This window comes from Hymenobacter daeguensis (assembly GCF_054780555.1).
Genome location: NZ_BAAGWC010000036.1, coordinates 15,350 through 37,915, shown reverse-complemented (window position 1 = coordinate 37,915; position 22,566 = coordinate 15,350). Strand labels below are relative to the sequence as shown.

22 protein-coding genes and 1 pseudogene are annotated in these 22,566 nt (G+C 59.8%); 15 read left to right on the top strand and 8 right to left on the bottom strand.

Annotated features, from left to right (window positions below; all coding sequences use genetic code 11):
* Window positions 1-113 (top strand): annotated as a pseudogene (locus ACYVHT_RS21670) (IS5/IS1182 family transposase); the annotation flags it as partial.
* A gap of 80 nt (window positions 114-193) precedes the next feature.
* On the opposite strand, the gene ACYVHT_RS21665 reads toward ACYVHT_RS21670, so the two are convergent.
* From ACYVHT_RS21665 to ACYVHT_RS21645, 5 genes are all read right to left on the bottom strand, one after another.
* A complete protein-coding gene (locus ACYVHT_RS21665) occupies window positions 194-1,522 on the bottom strand; it encodes a hypothetical protein (protein ID WP_460557183.1) in 1,329 nt (442 codons plus the stop codon).
* A 93-nt stretch (window positions 1,523-1,615) separates the two neighbouring features.
* A complete protein-coding gene (locus tag ACYVHT_RS21660) occupies window positions 1,616-2,176 on the bottom strand; it encodes a hypothetical protein (protein WP_460557181.1) in 561 nt (186 codons plus the stop codon).
* Between the two features lie 23 nt (window positions 2,177-2,199).
* A complete protein-coding gene (locus tag ACYVHT_RS21655; RefSeq protein ID WP_460557179.1) occupies window positions 2,200-3,828 on the bottom strand; it encodes an acyl-CoA carboxylase subunit beta in 1,629 nt (542 codons plus the stop codon).
* A gap of 197 nt (window positions 3,829-4,025) precedes the next feature.
* Window positions 4,026-5,030, bottom strand: a complete 1,005-nt coding sequence (locus tag ACYVHT_RS21650; protein ID WP_460557177.1) for an MlaD family protein — start codon at window positions 5,028-5,030, stop codon at window positions 4,026-4,028.
* A 129-nt stretch (window positions 5,031-5,159) separates the two neighbouring features.
* Window positions 5,160-5,999, bottom strand: a complete 840-nt coding sequence (locus tag ACYVHT_RS21645) for an N-acetylmuramoyl-L-alanine amidase family protein (protein ID WP_460557175.1) — start codon at window positions 5,997-5,999, stop codon at window positions 5,160-5,162.
* 181 nt (window positions 6,000-6,180) lie between these two features.
* Here ACYVHT_RS21645 and ACYVHT_RS21640 point away from each other — a divergent pair, with 181 nt between their 5' ends.
* The 10 genes from ACYVHT_RS21640 to rplS all read left to right on the top strand — a co-directional run bounded on the left by ACYVHT_RS21640 (window position 6,181) and on the right by rplS (window position 15,750).
* The gene (locus ACYVHT_RS21640; protein WP_460557173.1) at window positions 6,181-9,273 is read left to right on the top strand and encodes an LPS-assembly protein LptD; all 3,093 of its coding nucleotides are present in this window, start codon (window positions 6,181-6,183) and stop codon (window positions 9,271-9,273) included.
* A gap of 129 nt (window positions 9,274-9,402) precedes the next feature.
* Window positions 9,403-9,723, top strand: a complete 321-nt coding sequence (locus ACYVHT_RS21635; protein ID WP_460557171.1) for an ANTAR domain-containing protein — start codon at window positions 9,403-9,405, stop codon at window positions 9,721-9,723.
* Between the two features lie 149 nt (window positions 9,724-9,872).
* Complete coding sequence (panB, locus tag ACYVHT_RS21630; RefSeq protein ID WP_460557169.1) at window positions 9,873-10,688, top strand: 3-methyl-2-oxobutanoate hydroxymethyltransferase; 816 nt, start codon at window positions 9,873-9,875, stop codon at window positions 10,686-10,688.
* 250 nt (window positions 10,689-10,938) lie between these two features.
* Window positions 10,939-11,649 (top strand): RluA family pseudouridine synthase, encoded by a 711-nt coding sequence (locus ACYVHT_RS21625; RefSeq protein WP_460557167.1) that lies wholly within the window; start codon window positions 10,939-10,941, stop codon window positions 11,647-11,649.
* A 143-nt stretch (window positions 11,650-11,792) separates the two neighbouring features.
* Complete coding sequence (locus tag ACYVHT_RS21620; RefSeq protein ID WP_460557165.1) at window positions 11,793-12,581, top strand: acyl-CoA desaturase; 789 nt, start codon at window positions 11,793-11,795, stop codon at window positions 12,579-12,581.
* A gap of 90 nt (window positions 12,582-12,671) precedes the next feature.
* The gene (locus tag ACYVHT_RS21615; RefSeq protein ID WP_460557163.1) at window positions 12,672-13,094 is read left to right on the top strand and encodes a DUF2846 domain-containing protein; all 423 of its coding nucleotides are present in this window, start codon (window positions 12,672-12,674) and stop codon (window positions 13,092-13,094) included.
* Between the two features lie 144 nt (window positions 13,095-13,238).
* On the top strand, window positions 13,239-13,781 hold the full coding sequence (locus ACYVHT_RS21610; protein WP_460557161.1) for a 30S ribosomal protein S16: 543 nt from the start codon (window positions 13,239-13,241) through the stop codon (window positions 13,779-13,781).
* Between the two features lie 92 nt (window positions 13,782-13,873).
* Entirely contained in the window at window positions 13,874-14,455 is a 582-nt protein-coding gene (gene rimM, locus ACYVHT_RS21605; protein WP_460557159.1) for a ribosome maturation factor RimM, read from the top strand.
* A gap of 76 nt (window positions 14,456-14,531) precedes the next feature.
* A complete protein-coding gene (gene trmD / locus ACYVHT_RS21600; RefSeq protein ID WP_460557157.1) occupies window positions 14,532-15,206 on the top strand; it encodes a tRNA (guanine(37)-N(1))-methyltransferase in 675 nt (224 codons plus the stop codon).
* 169 nt (window positions 15,207-15,375) lie between these two features.
* Entirely contained in the window at window positions 15,376-15,750 is a 375-nt protein-coding gene (rplS, locus tag ACYVHT_RS21595) for a 50S ribosomal protein L19 (RefSeq protein WP_460557155.1), read from the top strand.
* Window positions 15,751-15,842: 92 nt separating this feature from the next.
* Here the strand turns inward: rplS and ACYVHT_RS21590 are convergent, their stop codons facing one another.
* A complete protein-coding gene (locus ACYVHT_RS21590; protein WP_460557153.1) occupies window positions 15,843-16,244 on the bottom strand; it encodes a hypothetical protein in 402 nt (133 codons plus the stop codon).
* Window positions 16,245-16,387: 143 nt separating this feature from the next.
* Complete coding sequence (locus ACYVHT_RS21585; protein WP_460557151.1) at window positions 16,388-17,095, bottom strand: hypothetical protein; 708 nt, start codon at window positions 17,093-17,095, stop codon at window positions 16,388-16,390.
* 268 nt (window positions 17,096-17,363) lie between these two features.
* On the opposite strand from ACYVHT_RS21585, the gene ACYVHT_RS21580 reads away from it, so the two are divergent.
* The 4 genes from ACYVHT_RS21580 (at window position 17,364) to ACYVHT_RS21565 (ending at window position 20,097) form a co-directional block, all read left to right on the top strand.
* A complete protein-coding gene (locus tag ACYVHT_RS21580; RefSeq protein WP_460557149.1) occupies window positions 17,364-17,771 on the top strand; it encodes a 6-pyruvoyl trahydropterin synthase family protein in 408 nt (135 codons plus the stop codon).
* Window positions 17,764-18,423, top strand: a complete 660-nt coding sequence (gene folE, locus ACYVHT_RS21575) for a GTP cyclohydrolase I (protein WP_460557147.1) — start codon at window positions 17,764-17,766, stop codon at window positions 18,421-18,423. The genes ACYVHT_RS21580 and folE overlap by 8 nt, the downstream gene beginning before the upstream one ends.
* Before the next feature lie 105 nt (window positions 18,424-18,528).
* Window positions 18,529-19,443 carry an epimerase gene (locus tag ACYVHT_RS21570; protein ID WP_460557145.1) on the top strand — a complete coding sequence of 305 codons (915 nt, stop codon included), beginning with the start codon at window positions 18,529-18,531 and terminating at the stop codon, window positions 19,441-19,443.
* Window positions 19,444-19,719: 276 nt separating this feature from the next.
* On the top strand, window positions 19,720-20,097 hold the full coding sequence (locus ACYVHT_RS21565; RefSeq protein WP_460557143.1) for a DUF7674 family protein: 378 nt from the start codon (window positions 19,720-19,722) through the stop codon (window positions 20,095-20,097).
* A gap of 30 nt (window positions 20,098-20,127) precedes the next feature.
* On the opposite strand, the gene ACYVHT_RS21560 is transcribed toward ACYVHT_RS21565, so the two are convergent.
* On the bottom strand, window positions 20,128-22,524 hold the full coding sequence (locus ACYVHT_RS21560; protein WP_460557141.1) for a penicillin-binding protein 1A: 2,397 nt from the start codon (window positions 22,522-22,524) through the stop codon (window positions 20,128-20,130).
* Between the last annotated feature and the right edge of the window lie 42 nt (window positions 22,525-22,566).

Genomic DNA, 22,566 nt, shown 5'->3' with positions numbered 1-22,566 from the left:
TCAGCCGCCTCAAGCAGTTTCGGCGGGTGGCCACCCGGTATGACAAATTGGATGCGCATTTTTTGGCCTTTATTCACCTGGCCGCAACCGTCCTTTGGTTGCGTGACTGTTAACACTTCCTAGAATGGTTTCAGGTTTCAATCTTATTCATCCTATTTCTCATGTCTCATAATCTCACCTCTCCAAAGTCTGATTAATTGAAAAACACCTGGTACTGCAGCACCACGGCGCTGTTGCGGGCATCGGCCCGGTTGGTGCCGTCGGCGTGGAGGCTGTACACGGGGCGGTTCTGGTAGCTGACGGTGAACTTGGAGCCCTGGCCGTTGAGCAGCCAGTTCACGCCGGCATCGAGGTAGTGCAGGTCGTCGGCGAGGCGCTTGTAGGAGGCGTATTGGTAGCTCACGTAGGGCATGAAGGTGGTGCTGCCCAGCAGGTTTTCGCGGAATTTATAGCCCAGCTGCCCATAGAGCACGTTGCCTGTGCCAAACAGCGGCACGGCGTTGCCGAAGGTATTGCCCGCGCCGGGCACCTGCGTGCCGGCCGCCTTGGTGCTGATGCCGTTGGCGGGGTTCATGGGGCCGGTGTAGCGGAGGTAGCCGGGGCCGTAGTCGAGGTGCATGGCCAGGGCGTAGAAGCTGATGCTGGCCGCGCCCTTGGCCGTGTCGAGCGGGGCGTCGTAGAACAGGTCGACGGCCACCTGCTTCATGGCTTGGGTGAGGGTGTCGGGGCTGCCGGCGTTGCGGTACCACATGGCCTCGGGCTGCACAATGAAGCCGGCGCCCACGTTCAGCACGTTTTTCTGGCCCAGGTAGGTGCCGGCGTTGTAGGCCGTGAGGTTGCTTTCCTGGTCCCGGAACTGGTACATGAAGTAGCCCTGGTACTGCGCCTTGGGCGGCCGGCCCGAAAACGTGGCGAAGGGGTTGATGGGCGCGTTGGCCACCAGCAGCGGGTCGGACACGGCCACGCGGTAGTCGAGCTTACCCAGCTTGCCCTTGGCGTAGAGGCTCAGCTTGCGGCCAAACTGGTCGTTCACGTCGTTGGTGGTTTCGGCCACCAGCGGCAGGTCGATGCCCATGATGCTGCCCACCGACGAGGCCGTGAGGCGCGAAAGGCCGTTCCAGGCGCCCAGGCCGGCGCCCAGCGAGAGGTGCTTTTTCACTACCGCGTATTCGCCCACGGCATCGTGCAGGAAGAACCCGGTTTTCGGCGCAGAGTCGTAGCCGAAGTTATTGATGCCAATCTGCGAGTAGATGAACACGCGGTCCGTGAGCTGGCCGTAGAACTGGATGCGGAACCGCCGGATGCCGATGTCGAAGGTATTGGGCTTGGCGTAGCCATTCACCAGCGTGCCTGGGTTACTTTGGTTGTAGCGCGCCCACACCTGGTTGAAGAGCGTGAATTTGACGTAGTGGCTGCCGTCGGGGTTCAGCGTCAGCTTGCCGTCTTTCAACGTTTGGGCGGAGGCCAGCAAGGGCATCGCCGTGAGGAACAGGGCGAATGCGGGGCGTAAGTATTGCTTCATGAAGCTCGTAGAGGAAGGAGATGGGAAGGCGTGGACTGCTGCGATTGCGCCAGCATCGTTTTGCCCGCGCCGTTTGGGTGGATAAAGGGAAGCCTATTCAATGGCTTTTGCTTCTACGACTTGCCAGGTATTCGCTTTAGGGGTTTTTGATAAGTGTAGTTCAAATTGCCTGTACTTATTCTGGCCTTTTGCAACCAGGTTCAATACCCCTTCGCCCTGCTCACCTTCTGAGTTGATTGTCGTGTTTACTTCTCCTTCAGAAAACAGCACAACTCCGGATACAGGCCCGACTTCACTCCTGACTTGCTCGTTGGTTTTCAGGTAGGTTGAGGCGGCTTCAAAAGCGTCGCTAAACACGAAAGCGCCAAAAACAATGAGCCTGATAATCAGCAGAAACACAAGCACGAAGACGATACCCTTTTCAATAACAGCACCCGTCTTTTGGCTCGACTTTGCATCAATCCGATTGAGCAAAAAGCTGATGGCCCCGAGCAGCAATAAAAACCAGCCAACGACCCCGCTTTCCCAAAAGAAATAGATATTAGCAGCGCGACATATGTAGTCATACGCTACCAAAATACCTCCCGCTACAAGCAGCAATCTGGTCGTCGTACTTACTTGGGATAGCAAGGTATTTTGCGGCTTAAAGGTCATCGACAGGTTTCTACGCTAATTCCTCACACCTGAATCACGCCCACATTGTACGCCTTCTCAATCGGCGCATGGTTGGCCGCCGCAATGCCTTCCGAAATCACTTTGCGGGTTTCCAGCGGGTCAATCACGGCATCGACCCAGAGGCGGGCTGCCGCGTAGTAGGGCGAGAGCTGCTCTTCGTAGCGGGCCTTGATGCGGTCGAGCAGCTCCTTTTCGGCTTCGGGGGTGATGACTTCGCCCTTGGCTTTGAGGCTGGCCACCTGGATTTGCAGGAGGGTGTTGGCCGCCGCCGCGCCGCTCATCACGGCCAGTTGGGCGGTGGGCCAGGCCACGATGAGGCGCGGGTCGTAGGCCTTGCCGCACATGGCGTAGTTGCCGGCCCCGTAGCTGTTGCCCACGATGACCGTGAATTTGGGCACCACCGAGTTGCTCATGGCATTCACCATCTTGGCGCCGTCCTTGATGATGCCGCCCTGCTCGCTCTGGCTGCCCACCATGAAGCCCGACACATCGTGCAGAAACACCAGCGGGATGCGCTTCTGGTTGCAGTTCATGATGAAGCGCGCCGCCTTATCGGCCGAGTCGGAGTAGATGACGCCGCCCATCTGCATGCCGGTTTTCTTGCTCTTCACAATCTTGCGCTGGTTGGCCACAATGCCCACCGCCCAGCCATCAATGCGCGCCAGCCCGCAGATGAGCGTCTGGCCGTACAAGTCCTTGTAGGGCTCAAACTCCGAGTTATCAACCAGGCGGCTGATGATGTCCATCATGTCGTAGGGCTTCACGCGGTCGGCGGGCAGCAGGCCGTAGATTTCCTGCTCGCTGAGGGCCGGCTTGGCCGGGGCCACGCGGCTGAAACCGGCCGATGCCTGCCCGCCCATCTTGTCGAAGATGTTGCGGATGTGGGTGAGGCATTCCTCGTCGGTGTCGAACTTATAGTCCGTCACGCCCGAGATTTCGGAATGCATGCTCGCGCCGCCCAGCGCCTCGTTGTCGATGGTTTCGCCGATGGCGGATTTCACCAGATACGAGCCCGCCAGGAACACCGAGCCCGTGCCGTTCACAATCATGGCTTCGTCGGACATGATGGGCAAATAGGCGCCACCGGCCACGCACGGCCCCATAATGGCCGAAATCTGCACGATGCCCATGCTGCTCATCACCGCGTTGTTGCGGAAGATGCGGCCGAAATGCTCTTTATCCGGAAAAATCTCGTCCTGCATGGGCAGGTACACCCCGGCAGAATCGACGAGGTAAATAATCGGCAGCTTGTTTTCGATGCTGATTTCCTGGGCCCGCAGGTTTTTCTTGGCCGTGATGGGAAACCAGGCGCCGGCCTTCACGGTGGCATCGTTAGCCACCACCACGCACTGCCGCCCCTGCACGTAGCCGATGACGACCACCACGCCGCCACCGGGGCAGCCGCCCTCCTCCTTGTACATGCCTTCGCCAGCAAAGGCCCCGATTTCAACCTGGGCCGCGCCCTTATCGAGCAGGAATTCAATCCGTTCGCGGGCCGTCATTTTGCCCTTGGCTTTATGGGCTTCGATGCGCTTTTCGCCACCGCCGAGGGCTACTTTGGCCAGTTTCTGGCGGAGGTTGAAGCTAAGCTGTTTGAGTTGGTCTTCGTTGCGGTTGAACTCGACGTTCATAAGGAAGCGGGGTGGGATTTGATGGGTGGGAGCACAAAAAAATCCGCCCGGGGGCGGATTTCAAAGGTACGGCAGGTTTGAACGTTGGGACTTTCATCTGTCATCCTGAGCGCAGCGAAGGACCTTCTCACGCCTGAACAACTAACGCCCGAACGCGCTAAAGTCCTTCGCTGCGCTCAGGATGACCGACGGTTGAGTTACTTTATCGTCGTTTTCTTTTCCGTTTCCACCACGCTGCCGTTGGGCTTGGTCGTGGTGGTTTCCACCTCGGTTTTCTTCTTGCCGCCGCCGCCGCCAAATACCGAGAAATGCACGTAGCGCTTGGGGTTGGCCTTGAGGTCGGTCAGCAGCTCGTTGGAGCTGGCGGTGGTAGCCGCCAGGTTGTTGTAGAGCGTGGAGTCGTGCAGTAGCTTGCCCATCGAGCCCTTTTGGTCGCTCAGTGCCGTGTTGAAGCTTTGCACCGTCACTTGCGCATCGGCCAGGGTGGCGTTGAGGCGGCGCAGGGCCGGGCCCACGGGGGCGCTTTTCAGCGAATCGGAGAGCTGGCCGAAGTTCACGGCAATCTTATCGAGCTTGCCGGTGGTCTTGTTCAGGGCCGTGCTCATCTGGGCCAGGTTGCGGGTGATGAGGGCAATGTTGGCCTGGTTGGCCACGATGAGCTTTTGCAGCGCCTCGGTGCTCTGCCGGGCACCTACCAGCGTGCCCTGAATGTTGGTCTGGGCATCCTTGTTGAGGAAGCCGTTGATGTGGGCCAGTGTGGCGCTCACCGTATCGAGCACGGGCAGGGCTTTGGCCTGGAAAGCGTCGGCAATGCTGGAGGGCGTCACGGTACGGATTTCCTCACCGCCGGTGTAGTTCTTCGAGTTGCGGCCCAGCGTAAGGGTAATGGCCTTCGAGCCCAGCAGCGACCCGCCGAGGCTGGCCGTGGTGGAGTCGCCCACCACCACGTTTTTGTCGAGCTCCAGGGCTACGCGCACGCTGTTGCCTTTGTCGGGCTGCAGCTCCATGCTCTTCACCTGGCCTACCTTGATGCCGTTGAGGGCCACCAGCGCGCCCACATTCAGGCCATCGACCCGGGGGTAGGTGGCGTAATAGGTATGGTCGGAGGAGAGGACGTTGCTGCCGCGCAGAAAATTGTAGCCAATAATGAGGGCGGCAATGGCAACGATGGTCAGCAGGGCTACTTTTATTTCTTTAGACACGAGAAGTGAATGAGTGGATGAGTGAATGAGGAATGGGTGGTTGAGCGAAGAAACTTTTGGGGCGAAGCGCGTATGCGGGACATAACAAACCATTCACCCATTTAGCTATTCACTCATTCAGCCATTGGGCTAGCCGCCCTCCAGCTCGCGCTTGTACTCGCGGAAGGCCCGGTAGATACCTGCGGCCATATACGATTGGTTGGCTTTATCGTTGAGGTATTTCTCCTCCGTGGGATTCGTGAGGAAGCCGGACTCGATGAGCACCGACGGCATGGTCGATTTCCAAAGCACGATGAAGCCGGCTTGTTTCACGCCCCGGCTGGGCCGGCTCACGGTGGTGCGCAGCTGTTTATCGACGCGCTGGGCAAAGCGCAGGCTGTTGGTGATGTAGGCCGACTGAAACAGTGAGAACAGAATGTGCGACTGCGGCGAGCGGGGGTCGAAGCCGTCGTAGCGTTTCTGGTAGTCCTTTTCCTGCAGAATTACCGAGTTTTCGCGCTGGGCCACGCCCAGGTTGGCGGTGGTTTTGTGCAGGCCCATGGTCCAGACTTCGGTGCCGTGGCTCTGGCTGGGGCCGGCATTGCAGTGAATGGAGATGAACAGGTCGGCGTGGTTGCGGTTGGCAATGGCGGCCCGCTCGTCCAGCTCCACAAACACGTCGGTTTTGCGGGTGTAAATCACCTTCACGTCGGGCATGTTTTCCTTAATCTGCTTGCCCAGGGCCAGAATCAGGGCCAGGGCCACGTCGGCCTCGCGGGCGCTGGCCCCGGAGCAGCCCCGGTCCTTGCCGCCGTGGCCGGCATCGAGCACCACGGTGCGCAGGCGGTAGCGGTAGGGCGACGCCGCTCCGGCCGAATCGGCGCTGAGCTGCGTGGAATCAGTAGCGGTTTGCGCCGCTGCGTTGCGCTCCCCGCTGCCGGCGCCCAGCAAAAGCAGGGCCATGCCGGCCCAGGTGACAATAATCCGCACGTTGTTCGTTGAAGGGGCGGTAGCGACCTGCTACCTTTGTAGAAGCCCCAAAAGTAAACGATTTAACTGCTACTATACTTTGCCTGTTTGGTTTGGCCTTCGTTCCGAAGCCGGGTTCCGGCCCCGAACGCCCCGCCCGAAACGGACGGGAGCCTGCTCCGGCCTGCCGGTGCTCTTCCTTTTGCTACTGCTTTTCGGCGCGGCTGATGTGGCCTGGGGCCAGGCCGTAACGCCCAAACCCAAAACGGCGCGCAAGGCCAAAATTCAGGCCCGCAAGGCGCGGGCGGCAGCCATTCGCGCCGCCCCCACCCGGCCCGATACGGCCTCGGCTACGCCCACCGTGCGGCCGGTGCCGGTGGCCAAGCCCGGCCAGCGCGCCGGCAGCGCCCCCACCCCGCCGGTGCGCAACATCTCGGTGGACCCGCGCGACCCCGTGGGGCCGCCGCCGCCCGGCGTGCGCAACACCGGGCAGTCGCGCATTCCCGGGGCCTCGCGCAAGGCCGTGCCCGATACCCTGGCGCCCGCCGGCCCATCGGGCAACCTGGCCACCGACACCACCGGCCTGGTAAATGGCGTGCGCGGCTCGAAGGACTCGCTGCAGATTGCCGCCCGGCCCAAGGGCCAGATTACGACCACCATCACCTACGCGGCCAAGGACTCAATCCAGTTCGATGTGACGCAGAAAATAGCGCGCCTGTACGAGAATGCCGGCGTGAAATACGGTGACACCGACCTGAAGGCCGCCCTCATCACGGTGAACTATGGCAACAACACCATGCAGGCCAACGGCCGCACCGATTCGCTGAAGCACAGGGTAATCGGCAAGCCCGTGCTGGTAGACAAAGGCTCGAAATATGAGGCCGGCAGCATTGCCTACAACTTCAAGAGCAAGAAGGCAAAGGTGACCGATGCCGTGACCACCCAGGGCGATGCCTACGTGGGGGCCACCACCATCAAGCGCCTGCCCAACGGCGAAATCAACGGCCTGATGGGCCGCTACACCACCTGCAACCTGGAGCACCCGCACTTCTACATTCAGGCCAAGAAAATGAAGGTGATTCCGGGCGAGAAAGTGGTCACGGGGCCGTTCAACCTGGTGATTGGCGACATTCCCACACCGCTGGGCTTTCTGTTCGGCTTCTTTCCGATGCCGAACAAGAGCCGGGGCTCGGGCATTCTGATTCCGACCTTCGGGCAGGCCGCCGACCGGGGCTACTACCTCACCAACGGCGGCTACTACTTTGCGCCGAACGACTACATCGGCGTGCGCCTGACGGGCGACATCTATGCCGGCAACGCGCAGAAATTCGGCGGCTTCGGGGCCACGGCCGACATTACGTATCTGAAGCGCTACACCTACCAGGGCAACTTCAACCTGCGCTTCACCAACCGGCCCATCAGCCCCACCTACAACGGCGACGCCGTGGGCGTGGGCGTGCCCTCCATTCAGCCGCCCGACCAGAACTCCTTCTGGGTGACCTGGAACCACACGCCCGTGGCCAAGCCCGGCGGCGGCCGCTTCACGGCCAGCGTGAACGCGGGCACGAGCAGCTACAACAAAATCAACAGCCTCGATGCCCGGCGCTACCTGTCCACACAGTTCAGCTCCAGCATCAGCTACTCGAAGCAGATTCGCAACTCGCCCATCAACTACGACATCAAGATGAGCCAGAGCCAGGGCACCGATGGCACCATGGTGTTTACCTTGCCCGACATCAGCGTGGGCGTGGCCCGGCAGTACCCGTACCAGTGGTTTGGCATTCAGCCGGGGGCGGGCGGCAAAATCGGGGCCAGCACCTACGAGCAGTTCACCATCAGCTACAACCTCACGGCCCGCAACGAGTTTACGAACGTGATTGCGGCCCGCTCGCTCAGCAACGGCCTGCCCCTGCTCGGCGGCACCACCGACCAGGTCCGCATTCCCTTCAGCAACCTGAGCCAGCTGCTGCGCAATTCCCGCAACGGCATCCAGAACCAGTTCGGCATCGGGCTGGGCTCCTACACGCTGGCCCAGCATTTCAAGGTCAACCCGTCGGTGTCGTACAGCAACGTACTCTATGCGCAGAAGCTGACCTACCGCTTCAGCCCCGTGGCCCAGGCCGTGCGCGTCGATACGACCTACGGCTTCAACAGCATCAGCGCTTACTCGGCGGCCGTGAGCGTGAACACGGCGTTCTACGGCACCATTGTGCGCAAGGGCACGCACAAGATTCAGGCCATCCGGCACAAGGTCACGCCCAGCGTCAGCTACAATATCTCGCCCGATTTCACCAAGCGCAGCAGCGTGTACCCGCAGGGCGAAAATGTTCTGCTCGGTCTGACCGACCAGTTTGGGCGGATAATCAACCCCAACGACCCCAACCCCGACATTGCCAAGGCCAACCGCGCCATCCTCAACCGCTACGCCTTCAACAGCTACAACAACTTCATTTACGGGGCGCCCGGCGGGGCGGCGCAGAGCCAGATTTCGTTCAGCCTTCAGAACTCGGTGGAGATGAAAATCCGCGACTCGAAGGACACCACCGGCCTCAACCCCTTCAAGAAATCCAGCCTCATCGATGGCCTCGATTTCAACATGAGCTACAACTTCGCGGCCGAAACCCTGCGCCTCTCGCCGCTGAACGTCAACTTCCGCACCCAGGTGGCCCGCAAGCTCAGCCTCAACAGCACCGCCAGCTTCGAGCCCTACCAGCGCGACGCCAGCGGCCGCATCATCAACAAGTACCTGTTTGAGTCGGACCCGCGCAAGCTGCTGCGCCTGGCCACGGCCAGCTTTGGCGCTACCTACGCCTTCAACCCCACCAGCGGCAAGAAAAAGAGCGTGGTGAAGCGCGCCGTGGCCCCCAGCAACGACCCCACCCTGGGCACCGTGGGCGGCCCCAACTACTACGCCGACTACGTGGACTTCGACATTCCGTGGGAGCTGAACCTGACCTACGCGGCCGGCTACAGCACCGCCACCACCCCTCTGACCCAGGCCTATATCGACGCCAATGGCCGCCCGCCCATCTTGGCCCTGAACACCGTAGGGGCTACCGGCTCGGTAAAGCTCACCGACAACCTGCGCGTGACTTATAACCTGGGCTACGACTTCGTGTCGCAAACCGTGACCTACCCCAACCTGGGCATTTTCCGCGACCTGCACTGCTGGCAGGTCAATGCCACCTGGATTCCGTTTGGCATCACCAAGGGCTACAACTTCACCATCGCGGCCAAGAGCAGCCTGCTCCAGGATTTGAAGCTGAACCGCAACCGCTACGCCCAATATCAATAAACCAAGAACAGAACCGCACAGAGAGTAATACAGCCCATTGGGCTGGTATTCATTCGGGTTCGTCGCCGTTCCCGGCGCAGGCAGTTTCGCTTCTCTTTCTTTGAAGCTGCATCCTGTTTTTCTGCTGCCATGTCCCCGTTCTTTCTTCGCGTCCTGCTTGCCGCCGACGCCAGCCAACAAGCCCGTTTTTGGGAGCAGGGCCTGCGCGATGCAGGCCATGAAGTGGTGGCCGTAGCGCCCCAGGGCGAGACAGCCCTGCGCGCCGCCCGCCTGCTACACCCCGATATCGTCGTGGTTGGCACGCCCCTGCTCAGCGACCTCGACAGCGCCACCCTGGCCACGGCGCTGCAAGCCGACGCGCTGCTGGTCGTGCGCGTGACCGAGCCGGCCGAGCTCATGGACCTGCTGGCCCAGCAGATGGCCCGCCGGGCCGCCGAGTCGGGGGAGTGAGTGCGACGAAAGGCTGGTCATTTTTATTGCCCCTGCGCTTCGGCCAGGGGCTTTTTGCGGCCCTTGTGCAGGGGCCGAAGCCGCTGGATAACGAAATTGTTGCCAGCTTTGCCCCGTCAAACGGCACCTCCACTCTGCAACCAAGCCCCATGTCCCAGCACAAGGAAGTTAAACTCGTTACCACCCACCAGATGCTGGCCATGAAGCAGCGGGGGGAAAAAATCTCCATGCTCACGGCCTACGACTACTCCATGGCCCAGATTCTGGACGGCGCGGGCGTCGATGTGCTGCTCGTGGGCGACTCGGCCTCCAACGTCATGGCCGGCCACGAAACCACCCTGCCCATCACCCTCGACCAGATGATTTACCACGCCCAAAGCGTGGTGCGCGCCGTGAAGCGCGCCTTCGTGGTGGTGGATTTGCCCTTCGGCTCGTACCAGGGCAACTCCAGCGAGGCCCTGCGCTCGGCCATTCGCATCATGAAGGAATCGGGCGGCCACGGCATCAAGGTCGAAGGCGGGGCCGAGATTAAGGACAGCATCACGCGCATCCTCACGGCCGGCATTCCGGTCATGGGTCACCTCGGCCTCACGCCGCAGTCCATCTACAAATTCGGCACCTACACCGTGCGCGCCAAGGAAGAAGCCGAAGCCCAGAAACTGCTCGAAGACGCCCGCCTGCTCCAGGAAATCGGCTGTTTTGGGCTGGTGCTTGAAAAAATTCCCGCCGCCCTGGCCAGGCAGGTAGCCGAAGAGCTGACCATTCCCGTCATCGGCATCGGCGCCGGCCCCGATGTGGATGGCCAGGTGCTGGTGGTGCACGACATGCTGGGCCTCACCAAGGAATTCAAGCCCCGCTTCCTGCGGCGCTACGCCGAGCTGCACGATGTGATGACCGAAGCCGTACAGCACTACGTGGCCGATGTGAAAAGCCGCGAGTTCCCCAGCAAGGAGGAAGGTTATTAGACAACTGTCATCCTGAACGCAGTGAAGGACCTTATCACGCCAGAACAATTCGTTCGAGCATGACAAGGTCCTTCACTGCGTTCAGGATGACAGCCAACTGCTAATCAATCTACTTTCGCGCAGCTTCGTATCTTCGTCTCACGAAAAGCAAGAGCGGAGCGCCCGGTGAGTGTGGTCTGAACGACGTGCGGTAGCCCCCGAGGGGCCCTGGCCCGCTCCTGCCCATACTCAACCCCGCCCGCAGCACCGCGTGAATCGTCCCAACCTCTGGTCCGAAGGCAGAGAAATTCTGTTCGAAGACAACCATTTGCTCGTCATCAATAAGCCCGCCGGCATCCTCGTGCAGGGCGATGCCACCGGCGACGAGCCCCTCTCCAAAAAAGCCGCCGAATACCTGCGCTTCAAGTACAAAAAGCCCGGCGAAGCCTTTGTGGGCGTGTGCCACCGCATCGACCGGCCGGTGTCGGGCATCGTCATTCTGGCCAAAACCAGCAAGGCCCTGAGCCGGCTGAACGAGATGTTCCGCGACGACAAGATTCACAAAACCTACTGGGCCCTCACCGGCAAGCCGCCCGTGCCCGAAAGCGGCACCCTGGTGCACTGGCTGGTGAAAGACACGGTGCGCAACGTCACCAAGGCCTATCCTACGGCCCACGGCCAGGGTCTGCGCTCCGAGCTGAAGTACGAGCTGCTGGGGCAGGCCGGCAACCGCTACCTACTGCAGGTGAACCCCGTGACGGGCCGCCCGCACCAGATTCGAACGCAGTTGGCTACCGGCCTCAACACGCCCATCGTGGGCGACGTGAAATACGGCTTCATCGCCCCGCTGCCCGACGTGAGCATTGCCCTGCACGCCCGCCAGCTGCAGCTGCAGCACCCCGTCACGAAGGAAGCCATCACCTTCACCGCGCCGCTGCCCGACGCGCCCCACTGGGATGCCGCCCGCGCCTGGGAGCAGTAGCCCCGGCCCCGAAGGTGCAAGATTTTGGCCTTCCTGCACCGAATATCCTCCTGCCTTCGTGCTGGCCGTAATTTTGCGTTAACTCCACTGAACCTAAGCGTCGGCGTTTTGCTTGTGCGGTCAGTTCAGGCTTTGTAACCAATATGGCTATTCTTGTTTTTTTCGTTGCCCACTATTATTTATCGCTGTTCACCCAGACGTTTTACCTGCATCGCTATGCAGCGCATAAAATGTTTACGATGAATAAGTTCTGGGAGAAATTCTTCTTCCTCTTCACCTACATCTGCCAGGGCAGCAGCTTCCTCTCGCCGCGGGCTTACGCGCTGCTGCACCGCATGCACCACGCCTACTCCGACACCGAGCTGGACCCGCACTCGCCGCTGTTTTCGAACAACGCGTTTGACATGATGTGGAAGACCAAGAACATCTACAACGACGTGCTCAACCACAAGCACGACCTGGCCAAGCGTTTCGAGGGCGACATTCCGGAGTGGAATTTCATCGAGAACCTCGGCGACAAGTGGTATTCGCGCCTGGGCTGGGGCACGGCCTACGTGCTGTTCTACATCAACTTTGCTACGGCGTGGTGGCAGTACCTGCTGCTGCCCATCCACTTCCTGATGGGCCCCATCCACGGGGCCATCGTGAACTGGGGCGGCCATAAGTACGGCTACCAGAACTTCGACAACCACGACCACAGCAAAAACACGCTGGCGCTCGATTTCCTGGCCTTTGGCGAGCTGTTCCAGAACAACCACCACAAGCTGCCCATGCGCGTCAATTTCGGCGTGAAGTGGTGGGAGTTCGACCCGACCTACGTCGCCATCTGGGGCCTCGACAAAGTCGGCATCATCAAGGTGAAGCGCAAAAACATGAACCTGAACACGATTTCCAAACAGGCCAGGCCCAAGCGCGAAGCCATGGCGGCCTGACGGCGATAACCTCCACCGTAAGAAGTAGTTGGGGAGAAAGAAGATTTGTCGTTCATTTACGGCATCATCTTCTTTCTCCTCTTTTTTTTTATGAACAAGCTGGTCCGCCTTCTGGCCGTTTTTCTTTTTGCGGTTTCGGCCTCCGCCTTTCGCTCAACCCCTGCGGCCGATGACACGGCCACCGTTTACATTTATCGGGGCGGCCAGTTTATGGGCGCGCTAGCGAATTACGCGGTTTACGTCAACGGTCAGAAAATCTGCAAGCTGAGCAACGAGCGGTACATTGAGTACCACGCCAAGCCCGGCACGCTCAGCATCATGGCCAAAAACGGCGGTGTCGAAGTGTTTAAGAAAGAAACCAGTCTGGAACTGCCCGTTGAGGCAGGCCGCAAATACTACGTCCGCGGCGATATCAAAACCAGCATTACCCGGGCGCGCATGGAGCTTTCGGAAGTGACCGAAAACACTGCCAAGCGCGACATGGCTAAGCTCACCGTCGACAACTGCCAGTAGGGCGCGGGCGGTAGCCGGTTGGCCCAGCCAGCACTTTTTTTGGTGGCGGCTAGCTAATGCGTTGACCAAACGCTACCTTTGCACTCCCAATTTCGGGAAACCCTCACCAGACGCACGAGATGCGTCGCACAACCCCACCGGTTTATGGCAGTTAAAATCCGCCTCGCCCGTCGTGGCCGCAAAAAGGCTTCGACTTACGACATCGTAGTAGCTGACGCCCGCGCTCCGCGCGACGGCCGTTTCATCGAGAAACTCGGCACCTACAACCCCCACACCAACCCCGCCACCATCAACTACGACGCCGACCGCGCGTTCTACTGGATGATGACCGGTGCGCAGCCCACCGACACCGTGCGGGCCATGCTCAGCTACCGCGGCGTGCTCTACCGTCGTCACCTCCAGCTGGGTGTTGATAAGGGTGCCATCACCCAGGAAGTTGCTGACCAGCGTTTTAACGCCTGGAAAGAGGAGAAAGACGCTAAAATCGAAGGCAAGCGCACCGGTCTGGTTGACGCCAAAGCCGACGCCCGCAAAGCTGCTCTCGCCGCCGAAACCAAGGTGAAAGAAGCTCGTGCCGAAGCCCAGCGTCAGAAAGCCGCTGCCCTGCTGGCTGCCAACGCACCCGCTGCTACCGAAGAAGCAACCGAGGCTCCGGCCGAAGAAGCAACTGAAGCAGCTGCCGAGTAGTTTTTAGGCATCTGAAAACCGAAAGCGTTTGGGAGTTGTGAGCCGGTCCGGCTGGCAACTCCCAAACGCTTTTTCGTTCCCCATCCCCCGCCATGACCCTCGACGAAACCTATCAGCTCGGCTATATTCTCAAAACCCACGGCCTGCGCGGCCACGTAGCCGCCCACTTCGATGTGGACGACGTGGCCGATTACCTCAAGCTCAAAAAAGTGTACCTGGCCCCGCCCGGCGCACCTACCAGGCTGGTGGAGCACAAGGTTGAAAAGGTACAGGCCCAGTCCGGTGCCCGCGTACTGCTGAAGCTCCACGGCATCGACCGTATTGAGGATGCCGAACCCCTGCGCGGCTCACAGCTTTACCTGCCTTTGGCCGAGCTGCCAGCGCTGGAAGAAGACCAGTTCTACTTCCACGATGTTATTGGCTTCACCGTGGTTGATGAAAATCTGGGGCCGCTGGGCACCGTGGAAAATTTCTACGAGCTGCCCCAGCAGGACATGCTGGCCATGCGCTACCAGGGCCAGGAAGTGCTGATTCCGGTGGTGGATGAGCTCGTGAGCCACGCCAACCAAGAGAAGAAGGAGATTTACGTGAACCTGCCCGACGGCTTGCTTGATGTGTACCTCAAGCCCTCGTCCCGCGACAAGGAGGAGCCCGACGAGTTCGACGAAGCGTAGTGGCGCGGGCTTTCAGCCCGCGAGTGCACGAACCCCGAATTGACTAATTCGCGGACCAAAAATCCGCGTAACTGCTATGAGAATCGACATCCTCACCTGCCTGCCGGAGCTGCTGGCAAGCCCATTTGCGCACTCCATTGTGAAGCGGGCGCAGGACAAGGGCCTGGCCGAAATCCACGTGCACCAGCTGCGCGACCGGGCCATCAACAAGCACGGCCAGATTGACGATTTCGTGTTTGGTGGCGGAGCCGGCATGGTGCTGCGCGTAGAGCCCATTGCCGCCTGGATGGATGAGTTGATGGCCGAGCGCACTTACGACGCCGTCATCTACCTCACGCCCGACGGCGAAACCCTGCGCCAGCCGCTGGCCAACCGCCTCTCGCTCATGCAGAACATCATCATGCTCTGCGGCCATTACAAGGGCATCGACGAGCGAATCCGTCAGACCTACATCACCCACGAAATCAGCGTGGGTGACTACGTGCTGAGCGGTGGCGAGCTGGGCGCGGCCATTCTGGTCGATGCCGTGGTGCGCCTGCTGCCCGGCGTGCTGGGCAACGAGGAATCGGCCTTGTCCGACTCTTTTCAGGACGATTTGCTGGCTCCGCCCATCTACACGCGCCCGGCCGAATGGCGCGGTCAGGCCGTGCCGGAAATCCTGCTGTCGGGCAATACGCCTAAAATCGAAGAGTGGCGACACGAGCAGGCACTGGCCCGCACGCAGGCTCGCCGGCCCGATTTGCTTACTTAGAACCCGCTTTCCCCTGCTCTTCTTTAGAATTAACAGCAAATCAGCGAACAAGCTGAGGCATGTTCTACAAACTGCTTGCTAACCTCAACGGAAAGCGCTATCTTTGCGCTCCGTTTCGATAAAATACTAATTCCCGACGGCGGCGCCGTCTTTCGCAATTTTCTCAGCCATGAGCGTACTACTTGACTTTATCCAGGCCGAATCGCAGGAGCGCCGCGCCAGCTTTCCCGACTTTGCCGCCGGCGACACGATTAACGTGCACGTAAAAATCCGCGAGGGCAACAAGGAGCGCATCCAGCAGTTCCAGGGCGTGGTGCTGCAGCGCCGCAACCCCAGCTCGAACGGCGAAACGTTCACCGTTCGCAAGATTTCGAACCAAATCGGCACCGAGCGCATCTTCCCCCTGCTGTCGCCCAACATCGACAAAATCGAGGTAGTGCGTCGCGGTAAAGTACGTCGCGCCCGTCTGTTCTACCTGCGCGGCCTGTCGGGCAAGCAGGCTCGTATCAAAGAGCGTCGCCTGAACGTAGCTGCCAAAGCGTAAGCTTTAGCGCACCCATCGGGTTGCCAACCATAAAAAAAGCCGGCCCCATGCGTGGGGCCGGCTTTTTTAGCTTAGTCCTTAGTTACCGGGAATTAGTGCGAAGACATATCCTGCGGCACGTTGCCATCGGGTGTGGTGGCACCGCCTTTAAGCTGCTGCGCTACCGCCGTGAGCACTTCGCCCAGCTTCGCAACGCGGGGCGCGGTATTGCCTTCAGCAAAGTTAGCGGCCTGCGTAGTGGCGGTGCCCAGGCGAGCCAGTAGCGGGGCAATGGTATCCACATCCAGCGTGCCGCTGCCGAAGTGAGCTTTCAGCGCCTGCAAATCGACCACCAACTGATGAAAAGCGGGGTTGTTGGCTGCTTTCAGGTCCTCAATCCAGCGCTGGAAATGATTATCGAGGCCGGCGCGGTCGGCTTCCTGCGTCAGGTCGCCGGTTAGCAGGTGAATGGCGCTGTCGAGGTGTACCTGGTGTTGAACTTCGGTCTTTTCCATGGATGGGTGGGTTTGGTAAGTGGCTGATTAAATGCAGCCTGCTTTACCAAACGTAGTTCCGGCTGTGGGGTTGGTGCCGCGGGCCAAATAAAAAGCCCGGCCGAAACGGCCGGGCTTTTTATTTGCAACCGGAAGAGGTTCGATTACTCAATCTTGTTCATGCGGTCTTTCACGGCTTCGAGGGCCACGCGCATGTTCACAATGTCGCCCCGGGCAGCTTCCTGCTCTTTCAGGTTCAGGTCGATGAGGTTGTTGAACTGCTGAAGTTCAGCCGCGTTGGCAGCCAGCATCTGCTGGATTTCGATTTTGCGGGCCTTGTTCTTTTCGATGTCCTTCTTGATGTTGTTGGCTTTTTCGATAACGGCCATGTGGTTATTCTGCGAGGCTACCAAGGCGCGCTCAGCCTCGGCAATCTGTGACACCAGGTCTTCGCGGTACATCATGCGGGCGAAGTCCTTCAGGTACTTCTCGGCCGATTTCCACTGCACCGGCGTGGCGTCTTTGCCGAGGTAGGCGTTGCCGAGGTCGATGCTCCACCACACGGTGGTGCCGGTGGGCGTAGCATCCACTTTGCTGATAACGCGGATGGGGTTAGGTGCAATTTCTTCGATTACAACGCCGTCCAGCGTGATGACGCCTTTGTTGTTCTTCACCTTGCTGCCGAACTTGTCGTTCAGCTGTTTCAGCCAGGAAGCTTCCACCTTGCGGTTGTCGAGCTGCATGCTCACCTGCTGGCCTTTACGGGGGATGCTATTGATGGACTTATCTGCCTCATCAACAGGGGATTTCTGTGCATAAACGCCCAGGGATGCCAGGCATACAAGGAATAGAATGAGTAAGCTACGTTTCATGGTAATAACAACTAATGAGAGCGTTAGGAGAAGACGATTAAAATGCGGTGGGGTAAGGGTCCGTTGTCCGGCTTTTCAAATTTAGGACCTTTATTCTATCCAACTTCTGCCCGCGCCAACTTTTTTTTGCAATAAGCCTGCTTTTGTTCTTTTAATCCAATTGTCAATCTTTTTAATTCTACAAAATTTTTATTGTCAAAAATTTATAGCCGATGATTTTGCGCTTCGTGACGTAACAAAGAAGCCGCAAAACAGGTTGTAGCCACTTATGCGAGTAACCATTTGCCGTACCGAGCACTTTAACGCTGCCCACCGCCTGCACAACGCCGCTTGGGACGATGCAGAAAACCAACGCGTGTTTGGCAAGTGCAACAACCCGCACTATCATGGCCATAATTATAATTTGCTGGTGCGGCTGACCGGTGAAGTCGACCCCGAAACGGGCTATGTTTACGACCTCAAACGATTGAGTGACCTGCTTAAGCAGGAAGTGCTGAGTCGCTACGACCATCGCAACCTGAACCTCGACACGGCGGAGTTCAAGAACCTCAACCCCACGGCCGAAAACATAGCCGTGGTAATTTGGCAGCGCCTGCGTCCGCACCTGGACGCGGACCTTGCGCTTTCGGTCACGCTTTATGAAACGGACCGTAACTTTGTAGAATATCATGGATAACCCTTCCGGCCCGGCTTCGGCTACCGATGCCCACTTGCCTGCGGGCTTGCGCACGCCGCTTCGCGACGATGCTTTCACTCGTTCTGAAGAAGACAAGATTGTGGCCATCAGCGGCCATTTTGAGGCCATTATGCGCGAGTTGGGCCTCGACCTGACCGATGACAGTCTGGCGGGCACGCCGCGCCGCGTGGCCAAGATGTACGTGCAGGAATGGTTTAAGGGCCTCGACCCGAAAAACCGGCCCGATGTGCGCCTGTTTGAAAACCGCTACGACTACCACCAGCTGCTGGTGGAGCGCGACATTACGCTGTTTTCGTGCTGCGAGCACCACTTTGTGCCGATTATCGGGAAGGCCCATGTGGCGTATCTGCCGGGCAGCCACGTGGTGGGCCTGAGCAAGCTGAACCGGGTGGTGCAGTACTATGCCCGCCGCCCGCAGGTGCAGGAGCGCCTCACGCGCCAGATTTCGGAGGAGCTGAAGCAGAGCCTGGGCACCGACGACGTGGCCGTGCTCATCGAGGCCGACCATTTGTGCGTGATGAGCCGGGGCGTGAACGATACCAGCAGTTCGACGCTGACCAGTGAGTATAGCGGCCGCTTTGCAACGGATGAGGCGCTGCGCGGCGAGTTTCTGCGCCAAATCGGCAAGTAGCGGTTAATGATTAGTGGATAATGGTTAATGTTGTTCGTTCGTACGATTAACCAACAGTGCATCGAAACCGATTAATCATTGACCGCTCACCACTAATCCTTAAACATGAAGGTTCTCATTACCGGCGGCACCGGGCTTATTGGTTCCCGTTTGGCCGAAATGCTGATTGATAGCGGCTACGAAGTGGCCTTGCTGAGCCGGGAGCCCGCTAAAAACAGCCACTTCCAGAGCTTTCGCTGGGACCCGCAGGCGGGGACGATTGACGAGGCGGCAGTGCCTTATGCCGATTACATCGTGAGCCTGGCCGGGGCCAGCGTGAGCGACGGCAAATGGACGGATGAGCGCAAGCACGACATAATGACCAGCCGGCTGGGCGGGCTGGCGCTGCTGGTGCGCGAGCTGGCCAAGCCCGGCCACCACGTACAGGCCGTGATTTCGGCGTCGGCCATCGGGATTTACGGGGATGCCGGCGACCAGCTGGTGACCGAGGAAACGCCCCCGGCGCTGCCAACCAACGATTTTCTGGCCGATGTGGCGAACCAGTGGGAACTGGCGGCCGCGCCCATTGCGGCGCTGGGCATCCGGACGGTGATTCCGCGCATTGGCGTGGTGCTGAGCACGGCGGGCGGGGCCCTGCCCCAGATTGCCAAGCCGGTGAAGCTGGGCGCGGGCGCAGCGCTGGGCAGCGGCAAGCAATACATGTCCTGGATTCACCTGGACGACATCTGCCGCCTGTTCATCGCCATGCTGGAAGACCCGGCCTGGCGCGGCACCTACAACGCGGTGGCCCCCTACCCTGCCACCAACCAGGCCTTCACGGAAGTGCTGGCCGAGGTGCTGCACCGCCCGCTGATACTACCCAAAGTGCCGGCCTTCGGCCTGAAGCTGGCCATGGGCGAGATGAGCGAGATTGTGCTGGCTTCGCAGCGCGTGAGCGCCCAAAAGGTATTGGCGCAGGGCTTCACGTTTGAGTATCCGAAGCTGCGGGAGGCGCTGGAGGCGCTGTACGCGGCGGAGTAGCGTTCCGACGACTCCGGTGCGGCATCCGACGGCTCCAGAAGCTTGCCGATGGCTCCGGCGGGGGAGCCGCTGCCTCCGGCAACTCTTCCGATTGCCCCGGCAACTCTTCCGATTGCCCCGGCGGACGTTCCGATGGCTCCGGCGCGGCATCCGGCAGTTCTGGAAGCCCGTCGATTGCCTTCGTTGAGCAAGCATTTACTCCACCTGCCCGAGATTCGGTCTAGCTGTGTGTTTGTAACTTGGGACCCTGAGTCTGTTCCAAGTAATGCGCTATGTATGGCCTCTAAAGTGAATTTCATCATCGTCCAGCCCTTGCTTTCACGCAAAGCATTTCTTCAATTACTAGCGGAGGAATTCCCTGAAATCGCGGAGGAAGTACTTGATGAGGATTACACCGGGCTCATCCATTTGCAGGTAAGCTGCATGGCAAGGTATGCCAACTTGCTTATCCAAAATGGTCGATTTGATGCATTGGAAAAGCTTTTCAGCTTTTTCCATAGCGTAGTCAAGAAAGTGGATAGCTCTACTGAAAACGCACTTTACGTTTCCTTCCTGGAGCATGTGGACATGGATGGGGATTCTGAGAAAGCGAAAGCGGCCAGAAAGCTTTTGCCAGTTGAATACCTGCCTGTTTGGCGTGAGCTACGGGCGTAGGCGCCGGGCCTTCCGAGTTAGCAACAACTTCTAGCGCCCGCCCAGGCTATCCGGCACTTTGCCGCCGCTGTTCATCTGCTCCAGCAGGTTGTCGGCGGCGATGGTATCGACGGCGGCGCTGCGGCGGCGGGGCTCCGATTCCGACACGCAGTTATACTTCTTGCTGATTTTGGTGGCGGGCTGCGGGAAGTGGCCGTAGGTGTAGCCGAGGTCTTTATCGGCGTAAACTTTCTCCATGAATTTGCCGAAGATAGGCAGGGCGGTGCGGCCGCCTTCGCCCTGCTGCGAGCCGGTGAAGTGGATGCTGCGGTCTTCGCCGCCCACCCACACGCCGGTCATTAGGTCCTTGGTCATGCCCATGTACCAGCCGTCGGAGTAGTTGGAGGTGGTGCCGGTTTTGCCGCCGATTTGATTGTCGTTGTGCCAGAGGTCGAAGTCCCAGAGGGCCTGGGAGGTGCCGCCGGGCTCCTCCATGCCGCCGCGCAGCATGTAGGTCATCAGCCAGGCGGTTTCGGCCGGAATGGCGCGGTGCTGCACGGGGTCGAACTGCTGGATGACGTTGCCGTTGCGGTCCTCGATGCGGGTAACGAGGCGCGGGTCGGAGCGGAAACCTGAGTTCATGAAGGTGCTGTAGGCGTCCACCATTTCGTACACGCTCACGTCGCCGGCTGAGCCGAGGCCGATGCTGGGCACCGCCAGCAAGGGCGAGGTGATGCCGACTTTGTGAGCGTATTTGGCCACGTTTTCCCAGCCCACTTTCTCGGTCAGTTGGGCCGTCACGGAGTTCACAGAGCGGGCCATGGCGTGGCGCAGCGTCATGTTGATGCCGGTGTATTCGCGGGTCACGTTGTCGGGCTTCCACTCCATAGGCTTGCCGTTTTCGACGTAGTTGATGGTCACGCGCTGGTCGCGGATGCGGTCGCAGGGCGTGTAGCCGTTATCCAAAGCAGTCAGATAAACGAAAGGCTTGAACGTGGAGCCGGCCTGGCGCTTGCCCTGCTTCACGTGGTCGTACTTGAAAAAGCGATAGTCGAGCCCGCCCACCCAAGCCTTAACGTAACCCGTGAATGGGTCCATCGTCATCATGCCCGATTGCAGGAAGTGCTTGTAATAGGCTAGCGAATCGAGTGGCGACATGACGAGGGTGGTGTCGTTGTCGTCGTGCTTCCAGGTGAAAACCTTCATCGGCCGCTTGGCGTTCAGGGCCGAATCCAAGCGCTGGGGCTGGTTTTTGTAGCGGTTGGCGAGGCTCTTGTAGCTCTCGGTGCGGCGCATCTGGGTCAGGATGAAATCGGGAATGACTTCGCCTTTCTCATCCACCCAGGGGTCTTTGCCCTTGTTGCGCCAGAAGTTGTCAAAACTGCGCTGCAGGGCCTTCATACGCTCGTGCAGGGCTTCTTCGGCGTGGGCCTGCATGCGCGAGTCGATGCTGAGGTAGATTTTGAGGCCGTCGCGGTACATGTCGTGGCCAGTGCTGTCGCACCACGCGTCCACGTACTGGCTGATGGCGCTGCGGAAGTAGGTATCGGGCCCGTCGATGTGCTTTTCGACGTGGTAATCGAGCACGATGGGCAGGGCTTTCAGGGCCTGGATTTCGGCGGTGGGCAGCACCTTGGCCTGGCCCATGCGGTCGAGCACCACGTTGCGGCGGCGCAGCGCGGCGGCCGGGTGAAACTTGGGGTTGTAGGCCGTGGGGTTGTTGAGCACGCCCACCAGCATGGCCGCCTGCTCGGGCCGGAGGCTGTCGGGCGAGGTATTGAAGAAGGTTTTGGCCGCTACCTTGATGCCGAAGGCGCTGGAGCCGTACTCCACGGTGTTGAGGTACATCCGCAGAATTTCTTCCTTGGTGTAGCGCTGCTCCAGGTCCACGGCCGTGAGCCATTCCTTGGTTTTGGCCACGATGGTGCTCACCACCGGAATGTAGCCCAGTGCGCCCCGGCTTTGCTGGCGGCGGATTTTGTAGAGGTTTTTGGCCAGCTGCTGGGTGATGGTGGAGCCGCCGCGCTTCTCGCCGCGCACCGAGGAAAACACGCCGCCGAGCACGGCCTGCAGGTCGATGCCCGAGTGTTCGTAGAAGCGCACGTCCTCGGTGGCAATGAGGGCTTTGATGAGGATGGGCGACATCTCGCGCAGGCGCACCGGCGAGCGGTTTTCGCGGAAATACTTGCCGATGAGGACGCCATCGGAGGTATAGATTTCCGACGCCTGCTCCACTTTGGGGTTTTCCAAATCGGCCAGGCTGGGCGACTTGCCGAACAGAAACATGAAATTGGTGCTCACCAGAAACGGGTACACCAAAAACAGAATCACCACGAAGCCGAACAGTACCCAGGCCCAGCTGGCCAGCCGCACGGGCCAGCGCCGACGCGGCGCTTTGGGTTTGGAGCCGGAAGAAGAGGCAGAAGAAGGCGTTTTAGAATCGGCCATGCGAGGCAGCTAGTGGAGAGCAGGGCCTTTGCCCCATCACGA